This window comes from Ferrimonas sp. SCSIO 43195 (genome assembly GCF_023716685.1).
GTDB lineage: Bacteria > Pseudomonadota > Gammaproteobacteria > Enterobacterales > Shewanellaceae > Ferrimonas > Ferrimonas kyonanensis.
Window position 1 is genome coordinate 1,431,966 of the sequence record NZ_CP072679.1, and the last position, 16,206, is coordinate 1,448,171.

At 58.9% G+C, this 16,206-nt stretch carries 15 protein-coding genes; 11 read left to right on the plus strand and 4 right to left on the minus strand.

Features of this window, described 5'->3' with window-relative positions:
- Position 1 precedes the first annotated feature (1 nt).
- The 3 genes from J8Z22_RS06915 to J8Z22_RS06925 all read right to left on the minus strand — a co-directional run bounded on the left by J8Z22_RS06915 (position 2) and on the right by J8Z22_RS06925 (position 3,828).
- On the minus strand, positions 2-1,897 hold the full coding sequence (locus J8Z22_RS06915) for a transglycosylase SLT domain-containing protein (protein WP_252009710.1): 1,896 nt from the start codon (positions 1,895-1,897) through the stop codon (positions 2-4).
- Between the two features lie 47 nt (positions 1,898-1,944).
- Positions 1,945-3,258 (minus strand): DNA recombination protein RmuC, encoded by a 1,314-nt coding sequence (rmuC, locus tag J8Z22_RS06920; protein ID WP_371878110.1) that lies wholly within the window; start codon positions 3,256-3,258, stop codon positions 1,945-1,947.
- A 111-nt stretch (positions 3,259-3,369) separates the two neighbouring features.
- The gene (locus J8Z22_RS06925; RefSeq protein WP_028113686.1) at positions 3,370-3,828 is read right to left on the minus strand and encodes a hypothetical protein; all 459 of its coding nucleotides are present in this window, start codon (positions 3,826-3,828) and stop codon (positions 3,370-3,372) included.
- Between the two features lie 347 nt (positions 3,829-4,175).
- Here J8Z22_RS06925 and J8Z22_RS06930 point away from each other — a divergent pair, with 347 nt between their 5' ends.
- The 4 genes from J8Z22_RS06930 to J8Z22_RS06945 all read left to right on the plus strand — a co-directional run bounded on the left by J8Z22_RS06930 (position 4,176) and on the right by J8Z22_RS06945 (position 8,775).
- Positions 4,176-5,174: a LysR family transcriptional regulator gene (locus J8Z22_RS06930; RefSeq protein WP_252009715.1), complete on the plus strand. Its 999-nt coding sequence runs from the start codon at positions 4,176-4,178 to the stop codon at positions 5,172-5,174.
- A 114-nt stretch (positions 5,175-5,288) separates the two neighbouring features.
- Entirely contained in the window at positions 5,289-6,308 is a 1,020-nt protein-coding gene (gene msrP, locus J8Z22_RS06935; protein WP_252009716.1) for a protein-methionine-sulfoxide reductase catalytic subunit MsrP, read from the plus strand.
- On the plus strand, positions 6,308-6,934 hold the full coding sequence (gene msrQ, locus J8Z22_RS06940) for a protein-methionine-sulfoxide reductase heme-binding subunit MsrQ (protein ID WP_028113683.1): 627 nt from the start codon (positions 6,308-6,310) through the stop codon (positions 6,932-6,934). Before msrP ends, msrQ begins: the two co-directional genes overlap by 1 nt.
- Before the next feature lie 68 nt (positions 6,935-7,002).
- On the plus strand, positions 7,003-8,775 hold the full coding sequence (locus J8Z22_RS06945; protein ID WP_252009718.1) for a DUF885 domain-containing protein: 1,773 nt from the start codon (positions 7,003-7,005) through the stop codon (positions 8,773-8,775).
- A 60-nt stretch (positions 8,776-8,835) separates the two neighbouring features.
- On the opposite strand, the gene J8Z22_RS06950 is transcribed toward J8Z22_RS06945, so the two are convergent.
- Complete coding sequence (locus tag J8Z22_RS06950; protein ID WP_028113681.1) at positions 8,836-9,108, minus strand: HU family DNA-binding protein; 273 nt, start codon at positions 9,106-9,108, stop codon at positions 8,836-8,838.
- 458 nt (positions 9,109-9,566) lie between these two features.
- Between J8Z22_RS06950 and J8Z22_RS06955 the strand changes: the two genes are divergently transcribed.
- The 7 genes from J8Z22_RS06955 (at position 9,567) to J8Z22_RS06985 (ending at position 16,191) form a co-directional block, all read left to right on the plus strand.
- A complete protein-coding gene (locus tag J8Z22_RS06955; protein ID WP_252009720.1) occupies positions 9,567-10,334 on the plus strand; it encodes a DUF3450 domain-containing protein in 768 nt (255 codons plus the stop codon).
- The gene (locus tag J8Z22_RS06960) at positions 10,331-11,650 is read left to right on the plus strand and encodes a MotA/TolQ/ExbB proton channel family protein (RefSeq protein WP_252009722.1); all 1,320 of its coding nucleotides are present in this window, start codon (positions 10,331-10,333) and stop codon (positions 11,648-11,650) included. Before J8Z22_RS06955 ends, J8Z22_RS06960 begins: the two co-directional genes overlap by 4 nt.
- Positions 11,650-12,168 (plus strand): MotA/TolQ/ExbB proton channel family protein, encoded by a 519-nt coding sequence (locus J8Z22_RS06965; protein ID WP_252009724.1) that lies wholly within the window; start codon positions 11,650-11,652, stop codon positions 12,166-12,168. The genes J8Z22_RS06960 and J8Z22_RS06965 overlap by 1 nt, the downstream gene beginning before the upstream one ends.
- Before the next feature lies 1 nt (position 12,169).
- Positions 12,170-12,577 carry a biopolymer transporter ExbD gene (locus J8Z22_RS06970; protein ID WP_028113677.1) on the plus strand — a complete coding sequence of 136 codons (408 nt, stop codon included), beginning with the start codon at positions 12,170-12,172 and terminating at the stop codon, positions 12,575-12,577.
- Positions 12,574-13,185 carry an energy transducer TonB gene (locus tag J8Z22_RS06975; RefSeq protein ID WP_028113676.1) on the plus strand — a complete coding sequence of 204 codons (612 nt, stop codon included), beginning with the start codon at positions 12,574-12,576 and terminating at the stop codon, positions 13,183-13,185. The genes J8Z22_RS06970 and J8Z22_RS06975 overlap by 4 nt, the downstream gene beginning before the upstream one ends.
- Positions 13,182-14,393: a lipopolysaccharide assembly protein LapB gene (locus J8Z22_RS06980; RefSeq protein ID WP_252009726.1), complete on the plus strand. Its 1,212-nt coding sequence runs from the start codon at positions 13,182-13,184 to the stop codon at positions 14,391-14,393. The genes J8Z22_RS06975 and J8Z22_RS06980 overlap by 4 nt, the downstream gene beginning before the upstream one ends.
- 295 nt (positions 14,394-14,688) lie before the next feature.
- Positions 14,689-16,191 carry a murein L,D-transpeptidase gene (locus tag J8Z22_RS06985; RefSeq protein ID WP_252009729.1) on the plus strand — a complete coding sequence of 501 codons (1,503 nt, stop codon included), beginning with the start codon at positions 14,689-14,691 and terminating at the stop codon, positions 16,189-16,191.
- The last annotated feature ends 15 nt before the right edge of the window (positions 16,192-16,206 follow it).

A 16,206-nucleotide genomic window follows, 5' to 3' on the forward strand; every position in this document is an offset into this window, starting at 1 on the left:
TTTAGTAGCGCCGCTGCCATTCCGCTTGGCTCACCAGGTCCGAGGGCCGTTGTTGCAGGGTTCGATAGATTAACTGGTAGCTGAGGATGGCTTTGACGTAGTCCCGGGTCTCCCGGTAGGGGATGGTGTCCACGAACTGATCCATGGCCAACTTGCCATCGCTGTTCTTTAGCCAGCGCTTAACCCGGCTGGGACCGGCGTTGTAAGCGGCAGCCGTCAGGATGCGGTTGTCCTGGTATTGATCCATCAGTTGTTTCAGGTAGGCACTGCCAAGCTGAATATTGAATCTGGGCTGATACAGCGATCGGGCGCCGGAATAGCGCAGCTTTTGCTGGCGAGCCACCTGTTTGGCGGTGGTGGGCAGCAGTTGCATCAGGCCATAGGCATTGGCACCGGAGCGGGCCAGCGGGTAGAGGGCACTCTCCCTTCGGGCAACGGCCCTGAGCAGGGTGTCGTCAAGTTGTTGCTGGCGGGCAAAGTGGGAAAAGTCATCGCCGTAGGCGTCGGGAAAACGCCAGGGGACCGCGTCCCAGCTCTTGGCGGTGATGGTGCCCTGGACACTCAGGTAGTGCCAGCCCTGCGTATACGCCAGTCGGGTCAGGGCCCACTGCTGCGTCTTGTTGGCTCGCAGCAGTTGCCAGCGCCACTCACTGCGGGCGGCGCGGTGATCGTCAAGGGCGAGCAGCTCGCCAATGCGTTGTACCGACGCCAGTGTCGACACCCTGGCGGTCAGTTGCGGATCATCCTCAGGCAGGGTTTGGTTCATGCGGTAGGGCAGCCCCAGCCGCTGCGCAGCCAGGAAGCCATAGTAGCTGCGGCGTTTGGCCAGGGCTCGGTAGGCGGCATCGGCCTCCTCGGTCAGGGCCAGTTCCTCCATGGCCCGGGCACGCCAGTATTGCCAGTCGTCGGCTTCGGTGTTCTGAATTCGGGCCAGCCAGTGGTTGATGGCCTGCCAGTCGCCGCGGGCGATCAGCTGGCGGGTGCGAAGCACGATCAACTCGTCTTGTGGGAAGGACTCCATCAGTTGCGCCAGCTCCGGGGTCCACAGGTTATCGGCCAGGGCATAGCGTACGATTCGGGTCCGAACCTTGCTTTCATGCTCACCGAGCTGCCCCTGCCAGCGCAGGTAATGCTTGAGGGCGTATTCCGGAGCACGACGCGCCAGTCGGTACAGGGTCACGGCGGCGATCTGCTGTGCCTGTTTATGCTGGCGTTTGATGGTGGTGCGCTGGCGAATCTCTTTCGGGTGTTGATACAGGCGAACCAGCAGGTCGCCGCGCTCGCGCCAGCTGCGGGACAGCAGGGTGTTCAGGTACGCCAGTCGCTGGCCTTGATTGCCTTCAAAGGTCAGCAGCATTCGCTGCCAGATGATCTCGTTGCTGCGCTGGCCGGCTTTTTGCCAGGCACGCAGCAGTGGCGTACAGGCATCCGGCAGGCTGCGGTCGGTCAGCCACAGATCATGGGCGCCAGACCAGGCGGTGTCGATGTCCCCTTCAGCCAGCCGGGCTCGGTAATAGTAGCAGCGTAGATCGGTGTTACGGGGAGGTTGAGGACTGATGCTGAGGAAGATCGACCAGCGCTTCTGTTTGCCCGCCTGAACCAGGTAGCGGTGTTTAAAGCGGTCATACAGCGGCGTATCGGTCAGGGAGGAGAGAATTTCCACCGCCTGCTGGGCGGTCAGCTTATGCATCTGGCTGGAGCGGTGTTCAAAGTCCAGGTAAGGCAGCAGCGGGTAGTCTTTGAGCTGGTTTCGTAACCGGCGGAACTCGTCGTTGTCACCCTGTTTCAGCGCCGCCAGCGCCTGTTGATAGTGCTGTTGCTGCGGCGATAAGACCGGCTGGGCCGACAGCAAGCCAGCCCAAAACAGTGTGATGATCATCCAGCCAATCCGGGCCATAGTTCGTCCTTCTGCTGCCACCAGGACTCAGTGTAGTCCAGGTAGGGTTACTCTTTTGTGTCAACCGCGTCCCTGTGATCCAGCATCGGGTTGAGGGCGTCGTCCACCAGGGCCGCCTGCGGCTGTTTGCTGGTGGTGGCCCCCAGTTGCTTCATCTGCTCCGCCTGACGAAGCAGGTTGCCGCGACCGGAGGAGAACTTGCCCAGGGCTTTCTGGTAACTGCCCTGAGCCGTATCCAGTGCCCGCCCCACTTTGAGCAGGTCATCGGAAAAGCCCACCAGCTTGTCGTAGATTTTTCCCGCCTGAGCGGCGATCTCCTGGGCATTGCGACTCTGGTACTCAAACCGCCACAGGTTGTTGATGGTTCTCAGGGCTACCATCAGATTAGTGGGGCTGGTGAGCAAAATGTTCCGCTCCAGGGCAAAATTTACCAATTCTGGATCCGACTCAATGGCGGCCAGGAAGCCCGGTTCAACCGGAATGAACATCAATACGTAGTCCAGGGTTCGAATGCCGTTAAGCTGCTGGTAGTCCTTGTCGGACAGGCCTTTGATATGGGCCCGCACTGATGCCAGGTGGTCTCTCAGGCCGCGCTGACGATCGTCGTCGTCCTCGGCGTTGAAGAAACGCTCATACCCCAACAGCGACACCTTGGAATCGATCACCACATCTTTGTCGTCGGGCAGGTGCACAATGACATCGGGTTGGTAGCGTTTGCCGTCGTCCTGTTTCAGCGCGGCCTGAGTGTCGTATTCGTGGCCTTCCCTCAGGCCACTCTGAGTCAGCAATCGTGCCAGCACCACTTCGCCCCAGTTGCCCATGGCCTTATTGTCGCCCTTGAGGGCTTTGGTCAGGTTGAGGGCATCTTCACTCATCTTCAGGTTCATGGCCTTGAGATCGTCCAACTGATGCTTGAGGGCGAAACGTTCTTTGGCTTCCGAGGTGTAGCTGTCTTGAACCTGTTTGCGAAAGCCATCCAGTTGTTGCTGCAACGGGGTCAGTACGGCACTGAGTTGAGACTGGCTTTGCTCACTCAATTGTTGGCTTTTGTTGTCGAAAATTCGGTTGGCCAGGTTTTCAAACTGCAGAGTGAGGCGCTTTTCGCTGTCCAGAGCCTGCTGCACTTGATGACGCAGGGATTCCTCCCGGGCGCGGCTGTCCGCCAGGGCACTGTGCAGTTGATTCAGCTCCTGTTCTTTATGCTGCAGGCGGTTGTCGTGTCGTTCCAGTTGTTCCGCCAGTTGTTCATTGGTGGCTTCCAGGGTTACCGACCGGTGTTCGGCTTGTCGCCGGCCGTTGGACTGCCCCAGCCAGCCAATGGCCACAGCGATGAGAAAGGTAACGCCCAGAGCGGCTAACACGAGAGGGTCGGTAAACATGGCACCTGCAGCAACATTAAATCAGTGAGTGACTAGAGTGTCATTGACAGCCAGGGCCCGCAAGCGGCACTGGTGCAACTGCTGGTTTTCGCCTCAGTGGCCGTCGGTTTTGCCATCAATGCTCAGGTGCAGCCCCAGGTAGCCCGTCAACGCCGGTTGGGCCGGGGTCAATACGTGTTTCACCATCTGATCACGCTCAAACGCCATGATTTGCATGTCCCAGACACAGAAGGACTCGTTGTCGGCCAGACGCCAGTGGCCATCGGCGTCGCGATCACGCACCGCAACCTGAGTCAGGCATTCGTTGTGATTGGCCCAGTAGCACACCACCAGGTAGTCCCGCTCGACGCCGCGGTGCAGGATGGCAAAGCCAACATGGGCATGCTGAAACGGGGGCTTTTTGATGATGAACGGGGTGATCCAAGCCATCGCTTCGTTCAGTTGGTCAGGCTCTGGCATGGTGGCATCAAAACTGACCCGGTAGGTTTTCATTGATACGTGGCGCAGGGACATCAAAGGGCCGGGAGCAATGGTTCTGGGGTGATAAGCCATAAGCGTGTCATCCTTAATCCGCTCCCCGTCAGTGGCGAGCCGTGGGCGATCCATGTGGTTAAACCTACGCCGCCGACATGCCGCTGTCCAGCCCAAAGCCGACGGCAAGATCGAACCGTGGGATTCTACTGGGTGGAAATGCCAATTGCGCATTTTGCGATCGTGATATCGTCATCAGGTGGGCGTGTGGTTCACAGTTCGGTATTTTGCTGGCGGATGGCATTGAGAAGCCGGCAAGATGTTGTGATGATGCAGGAATTGGAACTCGCCGACTCCAAATCCGAAACTCTGTTAACAGAGCCTGGAGCGGCTTGATAAACCCCAAAAGAGGGTGCTCAGAGGTGAAAATGGAAACGTTGGAACAGTTGCATAAACAGGTTCGAGGTCTGTCGTTCTTCGATGTTCAGGTGTTTGTCTATCTGGGGAAATATCTGAACTCTAAGGCGGTGGCCAGCGAATTGGAGGTGCTGCCCTCCAAGGTCAGTCGCAGCCTGAGTGCCATGCGCTTAGTGTTCAACGACAAGCTGTTTATTCGGCGGCAGTACAATTTTGAACCCTCGCCACTGGCGGTGCAGCTGTACCCATTGATGGAGTCGGTGAAAGCCAATCTGGATCGCATGGTGCCGGTGGTGATGGGCAATCAGGGACGGGCTAAGCAAGAGCGGCAGAAGGTCAATCTGGCGGTGCCGGCGACCCTGAGCAACGGGTTGACCAATTACCTGCTGGAGGCGGCGCGCAGCCAAGGTGAAGAGATCGACATCAGCCTGCGAATCTGGAGCGGCAGTCTCAACACTGATACCAACTCCGATGCCATCGATCTCGGAATCTATCTCAGTGCCGTACCGGTTAAGGGCGCGGAGTCCGAGTTCATTGCTTTTTCAAAAAACACCTGCGTGGTGGCGGATAAAACTCACCCTCTGTGGCAGCAGTTTGACCGGTTCGAAGAGGTGATCTTTGATTACCCCTTTGTGGTGACCGAGTGCGCCTCCTTTAACGATAATCAGGACCCCATGGAGGATTTTGCCAAGCTCAATGGCCGTACACTGAACATTCGTGCCCGGGTCAATACGCTGGATGAGCTGGTGAGCATGTTGGGGCACCGGGACAGCTTCAGTTTTACCGGTGGCCGCCGCACCGTGGAGTTTTTAAGGGCCAACGACAACTTGAAGGTGCGGCTGGTACCCAGCCAAATCCGCCGTCGTCTTCATCAGGGCATCGGCAATGGCGCTCGCGAGCCCGGGTATTATTTGACCTACAAAGAGCGACAGTCCTGCCCGGCCTGGTTGTTGGAGGCGTTGCGTCGCTATATTTTGGAGTGTTTGGAGGTGGAAGACCTGCTGAACTGAGTGTCGCCCCTGGTCTCGCCCCCTCACCGATGCTTCAATTAATTGAGAAGCTGTTGAAATGCTTTAGCCGTTATCAAGGTCTAACAGGGGTAAGTAGCAAATAGGGACAGCGCAATGACATTCTTTCGCAAGCCACAGTGGGACAGATTCAAAGACAACGACGTGACCCCCGAAGAGGTATTTCGGGCCCGGCGTCAGATCGCCAAAGCGCTGGGGTTGGGGGCCATCAGTGCCAGTGTGCCACTGAATGTGCAGGCGGGGTTGCTGGACTGGTTTAGCCAGGGCAGTGACACGGATGCCATGGCGCCGCGGCGACCGTTGACGTCGGTATCCAGCAACAACTACGGCATCAGCGATGAGTTGACGCCCGAGGATAAGATCCTTACCCACAACAACTTCTATGAATTCGGCACCGCCAAGACCGACCCGTACAAACATGCCCAGGGACTGAAAACCCAGCCCTGGAGCTTGTCCATTGAAGGCGAGGTCGACACGCCACTGACTCTGGACGTGGACGAGCTCATCAAATCCCTGCCCATTGAGGAGCGCATCTACCGCTTACGCTGCGTCGAAGCCTGGTCGATGGTGATCCCCTGGTTGGGGTTCCCGTTGTCGGCGTTGCTGAAGAAGGCCAACCCCACCAGCCGGGCCAAGTACGTGGCCTTCGAGACCCTGTACGACCCGAAACAGATGCCGGGGCAGGCGTCGCGGTTTGTGGGGGGAGGCATCGAGTACCCCTATGTGGAGGGGCTCAGAATGGATGAGGCGATGAACCCGCTGACCCTGATCTCCGTCGGCCTCTACGGCCAGACCCTGCCGCCGCAAAACGGCGCACCGATTCGGCTGGTGGTGCCATGGAAGTATGGCTTTAAGTCAATTAAATCCATTGTTCGCATACGCCTGGTGGAAACCATGCCACCCACCACCTGGAACCTGCTGGCCAGCCATGAGTATGGCTTTTACGCCAATGTGAACCCCCAGGTGGATCATCCCCGCTGGTCTCAAGCCAGCGAGCGTCGCATCGGTGCCGGTGGCCTGCTGTCGGCCAAGCGCATTCCCACCGAACTGTTCAATGGCTACGGTGAACAGGTGGCGGGCATGTATGGCGATCTGGACATGAGGCAGTGGTATTGATGAGGCTCACTAAAGGCCGGCTGCTGGCGCTGAAATCCCTGTTGCACCTGTGTTTCCTGCTACCGCTTCTGTATTTGGTGGTGGCAGTGCAAGCGGGGGCCGCCGGCGGTGATCCGGTGCAGTATGTGATCCACTTCCTGGGCATGGGTGCCCTGCATGGCCTGATGGCCAGCTTGCTGGTGTCGCCGCTGGCGCGGTGGTGGAAGCTGGGAGCGCTGGTTCGGGTGCGGCGGCTGATCGGGTTGTGGAGCTTTGCCTACGCGCTGCTGCACCTGGGGGCCTTCCTGGCACTGGATCTGCTGGGGGACTGGGGGCTGCTGTTGGCCGAAGTGGTTCGGCGCCCCTACATCGTGGTGGGCATGCTGGCGCTTGTGATTCTGACGGCGCTGGCATTGACGTCGACTCAGGGCATGCAGCGTCGGCTGGGTCGTCGCTGGCAGCGACTGCATAACTGGGTCTACCTGGTGGCACTGCTGGCACCGGTGCACTTTTGGTGGTCGGTGAAGTCCGGCTGGTATGAGCCGGCGCTGTATCTTCTGTTGTGTCTGGGTCTGTTGGCGCTGCGGTCTAAGTTATGGAACATCAAGTCATTTCAACAAATTGTTACCAACTTTAACCGGGGCTAACATCGACCCCGGATTCATGGTTTACTGACCCCTGAGAATCCCCCATCAGACTCAGGGAAGTCATAATAATGAAATTGAAAATCGCCGCCCTGGCGCTGCTAACCGCCGTCGGCCTGGCGGGCTGCCAGTCTCCTACTGCCGAAGTTACCACTCCCGCTCCCTGTCTGGCCGAGTGCCAATCGGCAAAGTTCGATAGGGTGGGCCAGGAGTTTGTTCAGGATCTGTGGCGTCAGTCGCCGACTTGGGCACTGTACAGTGGCTTCTACGATTATGCCGAACAACTGGAGATTCCCGATGCCATGAGCCGGGCCTCCGAGGCTCAGTTTGTGGCCCGTTGGCGGGCCAGGCTGGCGCCGTTTGCCCAGCAACCCCTGACCAGTGGTGCCCGCATCGACCTGGCACTGATCACCAATGTGCTCGATAAGATGGAATGGGAAAATACCCGCTTTAAATCCTGGCAGTGGAATCCGGCCAACTACAATGTGGCCGGTCCCTTTGCCCGGCTGATGAATGAGCCCTACGCCGCCGACGAGGTGCGTTTGCGGGCGATCCTCGCTCGCATGGAGTTGGTGCCAGACTATTACAGCGCCGCCCGGGCCAACATCAGTCATCCGACTCTGGAACACACCGAACTGGCGTTGCTTCAGAATCAGGGGGCCCTGACGGTGTTCTCAGATGCCATGCTGACCATGGCGCAGGACTCCGGCCTGTCTGCCCAGGAAAAGGCCTTGTTTGAGCAGCGTTTCTACATCGCCAAGCAGGCGATTCAGAGCCACATCGGCTGGCTGGAAGCCAAGGTGGCCCAGCTCAAGAAGGACGGGGCTCGCTCGTTTCGCATCGGTGAAGCCCTGTATGAAGAGAAGTTTGCCCTCGACATTCAGGCGGGCATGACCGCCAAGCAGTTGTATCAGAAGGCGCTGGCGGACAAGTCTCAAGCTCAGAAGCAGATGGTGACCATCACCGAGCAGTTGTGGCCCAAGTATTTCCCCAATACCGCCATGCCTGCCGATGAGCTGGTGGCGGTGCGGCAGATGATCGATCACCTGTCGGCTCATCATGTTCAGCGTGATGAGTTTGTCAGCGAAGTGCGCAAACAGATTCCGGAGCTGGTGCAGTTTGTTAACGACAGCAAACTGGTGACCCTGGATCCGGAGAAGCCGCTGGTGGTCAGGGAAACCCCGGCCTACATGCGCGGGTTTGCCGGTGCCTCGATTTCGGCACCGGGTCCGTACGATAAGCACGCCAACACCTACTACAATGTCACGCCGCTGGATGGCATGAGTGACGAACAGGCCGAGAGCTACTTGCGCGAGTACAACCACTGGATCCTGCAGATTCTCAATATCCATGAAGCGATTCCCGGTCATTACACTCAGTTGGTGTACTCCAATGAATCCCCCAGCCTGATCAAGAGCCTGTTTGGCAACGGCGCCATGATCGAAGGCTGGGCGGTGTACGCCGAGCGGGTGATGCTGGAGCAGGGCTATGGCGGCTACGAGCCGGAGCTGTGGTTGATGTACTGGAAATGGAACCTGCGGGTGATCACCAACACCATCATCGACTACGAGATTCAGGTGAAGGGCATCGATCGGCAGCGGGCGATGTCACTGATGGTGGACGGGGCCTTCCAGCAGCAGGAGGAAGCGGCGCAGAAGTGGCGTCGGGCGACCCTGAGTCAGGTACAACTGACCTCATACTATTCCGGCTTCCGTGAGATTTACGACTGGCGTGAAGAGAATAAGGCGCAACTGGGGCAGCAGTTTGACCTGCAGCGTTTCCATGAAACCTTCCTGAGCTACGGCTCGGCGCCGGTGAAGTACATCCGCGAGCTGATGCAGTAACCTGGCCGCAAGCAAGGGTTGAAGCCGTCTGTTTCAGACGGCTTTTTTTGTGACCGTTGGTTATTGAATGGCGGCTTTAAAGCTGTCGTTGGGGCGAAACGCCGCGCTGGTTCGAAATGGGATTTCCATCGGCTCGCCGGTTTGCGGGTTACGACCGGTCTTGGGCAGATGATGGCGAATCTCAAACACCCCCATCTTTGGCAGATACACCTTCTCGCCCTCATGCAGGGCTCGGGTAATGCTCTCCTGTAGCGCTTTCAGGCTTTTCTGGCAATCGCTGTTGCTCAGGCCGCTACGTTCAGCCATCAATTGGATCAGTTGTTGGCGATTCATACTAGTCTCGGATTGTCGCTAAGGAGCGGCTTTATACCTGAAACATAGGAGAAAATCGAACTCTGTTCGGCTGACTGCTGGATACTTGGTCGATTCGACGGGCAAAAGAAAGCGCCAACTAAGGGGAGCTGGCGCAACATGACATGCTTTGGGAACATTAAGCGTTTTGAAGTGTATGCGGTTTTGTTAATGGTGACTGTGAGTTGGCTCACGGGCCTTCAGAAACCAGACAGGAAAGATAACTTCCGCCATCAAATAGTACATTCCATTTAAAATCATTTACTTATTGAAGCATTATGCGGTTCGAATCAGGGTCGGTAAAACCGTGCTTAATATGCGATTTAGCCGATCTTATTTGAACTGTGATCCGGGTCATTAAAATGAGAATGATTTTCATTGAGATGCTAGGGGGTCTCTGTCACCATCCGATGCCGATCGGGGAACCCCAGAGAGAGAGCATGAAGCCCATTCACACCCTATTTACATTGGCTTGGCTGGCGTTGGTTGCCAGTGCCCAGGCCGGCGAGTCCCTTGAGCAGGCCCGCCAGACCCAGTCCGCACTCCAGCAACAAGGCAGAGCGACTCAGCAGCAGGTGGAGCGCCTCGCCGATGACACCCTGGAGATGCGCACGGAAACCGAGCGGCTGGCTCAGGAGCTGGAGAACCTTCAGGTCTACCATGACCACCTGCAGGCGCTGGTGCAGGATCAGCAGCGGGAGCTGACGGACAAGCAAGCGCAGATCGACGGCATCGATACCACCCGTACTGGGCTGGTGCCGCTGATGTATCAGATGCTGACGGATCTCGAATTGAGAATCGCCGACGATCTGCCCATCAAGGTGGCATTGCGTCAGCAGCGGTTGGCTGAGCTCCGCGCCCTGATGTCTCGCGCCGATGTCGCCGACGCCGAGAAGTTTCGTCGTCTCCTCGAAGCCTATCAAATTGAGCTGGAGTATGGCCGCAAGGTGGCGGTGTATCGCGACAGCATCAGCTTCAACGGGGAGGGCCCCAGGGAGGTGGAACTGTTGCACCTTGGGCGACTGACCCTGCTGGCCAGAAATTTGGATGGCAGCCTCTATTGGCGCTGGCATCCCCAGCAGCGGCGTTGGCAGGTGATTGAGGATCACCCGCTCAGTGAATTAGAGCAGGCTTACCGGGTGGCCGGGGGGCAACAGGTGCCCCAGCTCATGAGCGTGCCGGTGTTTGTAGGGGAGGAGCAACAATGAAGGTGACTCTGATTGGATTGACCTTACTGATTTCGGCGACGGTTTCGGCGCAACCACTGACTGAGCTGAACCTGTCCAGTCAGCAGGCGCTGGCTCAGGAGCAGCAGCATAACCAGCAGCGCCAGGCGCGTTTTTTGGCCGAGCATCAGCAGGCTGAGCAGTCGTTGCAGCACCAGCAGCAGGCGTTGAGTGAGCTTCAGGCACGGGTCGAGTCGCTGAGCCAGGCCTTTGCCAGCAACGAGCGGGCGCTGGCCGATACCGAGAAACAGCTGGCCCTGGCCAGCAGCAGCCTCGGGGAGCTTTACGGGGTGGTTCGTCAGGCGGGGGGCGAGCTTCAGCGGCAGCTCTCCCAGGGACCGGGTAGCCTATTACAACCTGAACAGCGGCAATTGGCGCTGCGATTGTCGAACACCGACCGTCTGCCGTCGTTGCCACAACTGCAGCAGATGATGGCCGTAATCAACGCCGATATCGAAGCGTCGAAACGGGTTGGACCGGTGACCTTGGCCGTGGCAGATAAGCAGGGCCAGATCCACGACCAGCAGGTATGGCGCCTGGGCCATTTTAACCTGGTGTCCGAGCAAGGTTACCTGCAACTGACCCCTGAGCGTGGCCTGGTATCGGTGTATCCGCGTCAGCCGAAGGGGGCGGCAATGCCCACGCCGACCGGTTGGCAGCCGTTGCTGCTGGATCCGGCTAAGGGCGAGCTGCTGACTCAGATGCAGACCACGCCGACCCTGGCGCAGCGATTTGAGCAAGGGGGATTGGTTGGCAAGGCCATCGCTGTGTTGCTCGCCATCGGCGGCGGCATCGCCCTGTTTCGTGCACAGACACTGGTGCGGATTCAGCTGAGCATTAATCGTCAGTTGGCGCAGCCGCAGCGGCCGTCGGACAACCCGCTTGGACGGATATTGTCGGTGTATCAGCAACATCGTCATCAACCGCTGGACACTCTGGAGCTGAAGTTGACCGAGGCGATCGTCACCCAGCAGCAGGGTCTGGAAAAAGGCCTGTCGATGTTGAAGTTGATGGCCGCCATCGCACCGATGATGGGGCTGCTGGGGACGGTGACCGGGATGATCGGCACGTTTCAGACCATTACTCAGTTTGGCAATGGCGACCCCAAGATCATGGCCGGAGGCATCTCCATGGCACTGGTGACCACGGTGCTTGGCCTGATGGCGGCGATTCCGTTGTTGTTGGCCCATAACCTGTTGTCGTCCCGAGTGCGAACCCTTCGCAGCATCTTGGAGAAAGAGAGTCTGGCGCTGGTGGCGCACCATGCCGAGCAACAAAGCCCGGTGGAGTCCGCCTGATGATCGCCTGGTGGGAGTGGCTGAGCCGGTTTATGGCTCAGGGCGGGCCGGTGTTGTGGGGGTTGGCCGGGTGCGTGTTGTTGACCTGGTTTCTGATCGCCGAACGCATCGGCTACCTGCTGCTGGGCTTTCCTCGCCAGCAGCGGCAGGCATTGCGGGCGTGGCAGCAGCGCAAGGAGCACCTGTCCTGGTATGCCAAGGCGCAGCGTCAGGGGCTGTTGGCCCGGGCCGAACGGGGCCTGCATCGCTACCTGAGTCTGATAAAGGCGCTGGTGGCCATCTGTCCCATGTTGGGGTTGATGGGCACGGTGACCGGCATGATCTCGGTGTTTGAGGTGATGGCCGCCAACGGCACCGGCGATCCTAAGATGATGTCGGCGGGCATCGCCATGGCGACGCTGCCGACCATGGCCGGCATGGTGGCGGCATTGGCGGGCCTGTTTGTCCATGCCCGACTGACGAAAGGCTGTCAACGCACTCTGCAGCGACTGGCGATCAACATGCAAGAGGTAGAGTAGGATGCGACTGTTACGACAAACCGACACTCAAGAAGACGCGGAAGTGGATCTTACCCCCATGCTGGATGTGGTGTTCATCATGCTGATCTTCTTTATTGTCACCACCTCCTTTGTGCGGGAGTCTGGCATCGACGTTAACCGGCCTCAGGCCAGCCAGGGAGCCTCCCAGGCCGGCGCCGGCCTGTTCGTGGCCATTAATGATCACAATCAGATCTTCATCGATTCCCGTCAGGTGGATGTGGAACGGGTGCAGGCCAATTTGGAACGGCTGAAGGTGGATCAACCGGACTCGCCTCTGGTGATTCAGGCCGATGAGCGGGCGTTTAATGGCATGGTGGTCAAGGTGATGGACGCGGCCAAGGCGGCGGGCATTGATGATATCGCCCTGGCAACGGAGTCGGCACCATGAAGTCGTTGCTGGCCTATGGTGTCATTGCTCTGGCGGTTACGGCCGGGCTGTTTAGTCTGATGGCCTGGATGGTGGGGGGCAGTGGGTTTCAGGCGCCCACGGCGACGACCAGGGAGCCTATCACTATTGCCATGGTTGAACGGCCGCAGCGGCTGGAACGACGGCAGCGCACTCTGCCTGAACCGCCGCCGCCGCTGCCACCTCTGCCCACCGCGACGGTGACAAACAGCAGTGACGTGACCCGGCCCATGCCTCCGAGCCTGGCGCCGATGGCGTTGTCTGACGTTGGCAGCCTGACGGTATCCATGCCGGGGAAGCCCGGGTTTAGCCAATCGGATCGTCAGGCGATGCCGCTGTATCGGGTCGAGCCGGCGTACCCGCCACGGGCGAAACGGATGCGGGCCGAAGGCTTTGTGGTGATGAAGTTTACCATCGCTGCCGACGGCCGTCCGACCGAGATAGCGGTGATGGAATCGCAACCGGTGCGGGTGTTCGATCAGGCGGCGGTTAAGGCCTTGGCGCGCTGGAAGTACCAACCCAAGATGGTGGATGGCAACGCGGTGCCACAACCGGGGCAAACCCTTAAACTGGAGTTTCGATTACAGTGATACGACGATTGTGCCTGGTTCTGATCTGCCTCTGCAGCTTGCCGCTGCAGGCGGCCATCAGTCCCTTTGTGGCCGCCAAATTACAAAAAGCCTATGAGTTGTATGAGCAGGACCAGTCGCAGCAGGCCATTGAACTGCTGGAGTCGTTGACACCTTCGTCGGCGGATGCCTCGGCCTACGTTGGCCGCATGCTGGCGGGGCTGTACTCGGCGGCGCAGCGCTACCCGGAAGCGATTGCGCAGATGCAACGGGCGCTGGACAGCGGCGGGCTGGATCCGCTCAGCGAGCGCCAGACTCAACATGAACTGGCGCAATTGCTGCTGAGTCAGGAGCGTTTCGATGAAGCCATCGTCCATTATCGGGCCTTGATTGCCAGCCGCAGCGAGGTCGATGAGGATGCTCGAATCGCCCAATGGCATCTCGGGCTGGCGAGAGCTCAGGCCAGGCTGGCGCAGTGGCCGCAAGTGCAGACTGCGGCAGCGCAGGCGTTGGCACTGCTTGGCGACGATGAGGCTTCTCGCAACCCAGTGCTGGTGGCCCGGCAGTTGAGCCTGACCGCCCAGTGGAACCTGAAGCAATGGGCGGCGGCGGAGCAGACGCTGGAGGCGCTGCTGGCGTTGCAGCCAACGCGCCTAGCTTGGTGGCGCCAGAGCATCAGTGCTCAGCTGCAGCAAAACCGGGTGGAGGCCGCCCTGGTGACTTCGGCGTTGGCACAGCGCAGCGGCGTGCTAAAGAGTGACGCCGATCATCTGACCCTGGTGCAGCTGTTTGCCAGCCAGGGGTTGCCGGAGTTGGCCGCCCGTCATCTGCAGCACTACCTGGAGCAGGGCCTGATCGCGACGTCGGCGGAGCAGCTGCAGCAACTGGCTCGTTACTGGCAATCCGCGCGGGAGTGGCAACTGGCCATTGAGGCCTGGGAAACCGCGGCGGCGCAGCGTCCGGCGCTGTTATGGCCACAGATCCAGTTGCTGATGCAACAGCGTCAGCATCGACGGGCTTTGGTGGTGCTGGATCAGGCGCTGTTGGTGGAGTCTCTGGCAGATCGTCGTGGGGAACTGTATCTGGCGCAGGTGAATGCTCACTATCAGTTAAAACAGTATCACCGGGCCCGTGAGGCGGCGGTCAACGCCACTGAACATGGGCAGTCGCAGCGAGGCGAGTCCTGGTTGACCTTCCTTAATGGCAAGTTGGGACAGGTGTCAGGCTGAATGTCATGAAACTGCAACCTGCTGCCGTTACAGTGGCCCGCATGCGTTTGAACGCTCCCTTGTTATTGTTTTGACCTTGAAATCCCGGGCCCTCAGGTGTTCATGCCAAAGGGCCTTTTTTTTCAGTGCTCTATCCTGAGCTTTGTGATTTTTTCCGATGATTTCCCCAGTCTGTTGCCATACTTACTGCTGAATGCGAGAAATCAGCGTCGCTGCCGGCAACGCCGATTTCGATAACAGCGACATAATTGGCGCCCCCAGGATGGGATTCAGGCCCGACGGTCAAGGTGGAGTGATGACCGGCTCTAAGGGGGTAGCAGTGGGACGAGTGTGGTGGTTAGTACTGGCGTTGGTCTTGGTGTCTTCCGGCATCACTGCGGCGCCGTTGTGGTTCGACAATCCGGCTCAGCGTCAGGCGGGCCAGGAGCTGCGTAAGCAGGTGAATTTCATGGCGGCGGCCAATGTTTCTCATCAGTTCAACGAGCTGCAGCGATTGCTGAATCAGGAGGCGTTGACACTGAGGCAACAGAGCGAGCTGCTGACCGAGGCTTACCTGTTGATTCAGGGGTTCAACCAAACGATGGCTTCCCGTCCCATCGGCGCCGATCAACTCGGCCAGATGCCCCTTCACCTTACCAGCCCGGAAGGCAGCGCCTTTGAACTGGCCACTGCCGTCAGCCAGCAGCGCCTGATTCAACTGGTGATCGATCTCGAACCCAGAGGCAGCGACTATCTGGCGGCTCGCCATTGGGTGGAACAGTTGCAGCAGATGGTGCATCTTAATTGGCCTCGTTTTAACGCCACCCGCCTGATTGAGCCACACCAGCGCCATGTGGAGGTGGAGCAAATCCGGGTGGTGCTGAAGCTGTTAAACGATTATCAGGGGCCGGTGTTGGGGCAGGAGTACGATGCCGACTTGGTGGCGGCGGTGCAGCGGTTTCAGCGTCGACATGGATTGGCTGCCGATGGGGTGATCGGGCCAAAGACCCGCTCGTGGCTGTCCATGTCTCCGGCGGTGCGGGCCCAACGATTAGCTCGAAACATTCTGCGGCAGAGTCACGACCGTCGCTGGTTTGCCCAAGAGTACTTGCTGGTTAACATTCCCGATTTCTCTCTGCGTTGGGTCACTCCAGAGGGGCAGCGGTTTCAGAGCCGGGTCATTGTCGGTCGCAACAGCCGCCGAACCCCGAGAATGGCCACCGAGATGGTCAGTGTGGTGGTCAATCCCAGCTGGAACGTGCCGCGCTCGATTGTGCGCAAGGACCTGATTCCCAAGATTCGCCGCAACGGCGACTATCTGGCCCAGCAGCATTTCGACGCCTATGACTGGCAAGGGAGCCCGGTCGAGAAAACGCCGCAGCAGTGGCAGCAGGCCAGCTATGGCCGGTTCCCGTTTCGGCTCAGCCAGCGCCCGGGCAACCGCAATGCTCTGGGTCGTTACAAGTTCCACCTGACCAACAATCAAGCCATCTATCTGCACGACACTCCGAAAAAAAGCCTGTTCGACAAGCCCTCCCGAGCATTCTCTTCCGGGTGTGTCCGGGTTCAGGATGCGGATTTGCTGGCCCGGCAACTGGTGCAGTACGGCGACATCAGTGAGGCCAGGTTTGTTCGCTCTCGCCGCAGTAATGCCACCCAGTGGTTTAAGATGCAGCGACCGCTACCGGTGTACCTGGTGTATTGGAGTGCCTGGATGGGCCAGGACCACAAACCCCGCTATCGACGGGACCTGTATCATCAGGAGGGTGATCTCGATCACAAAATGACCATCGCCATGGGCCACCAGCTCAGCCGATAACCCCGTTTTGAATCC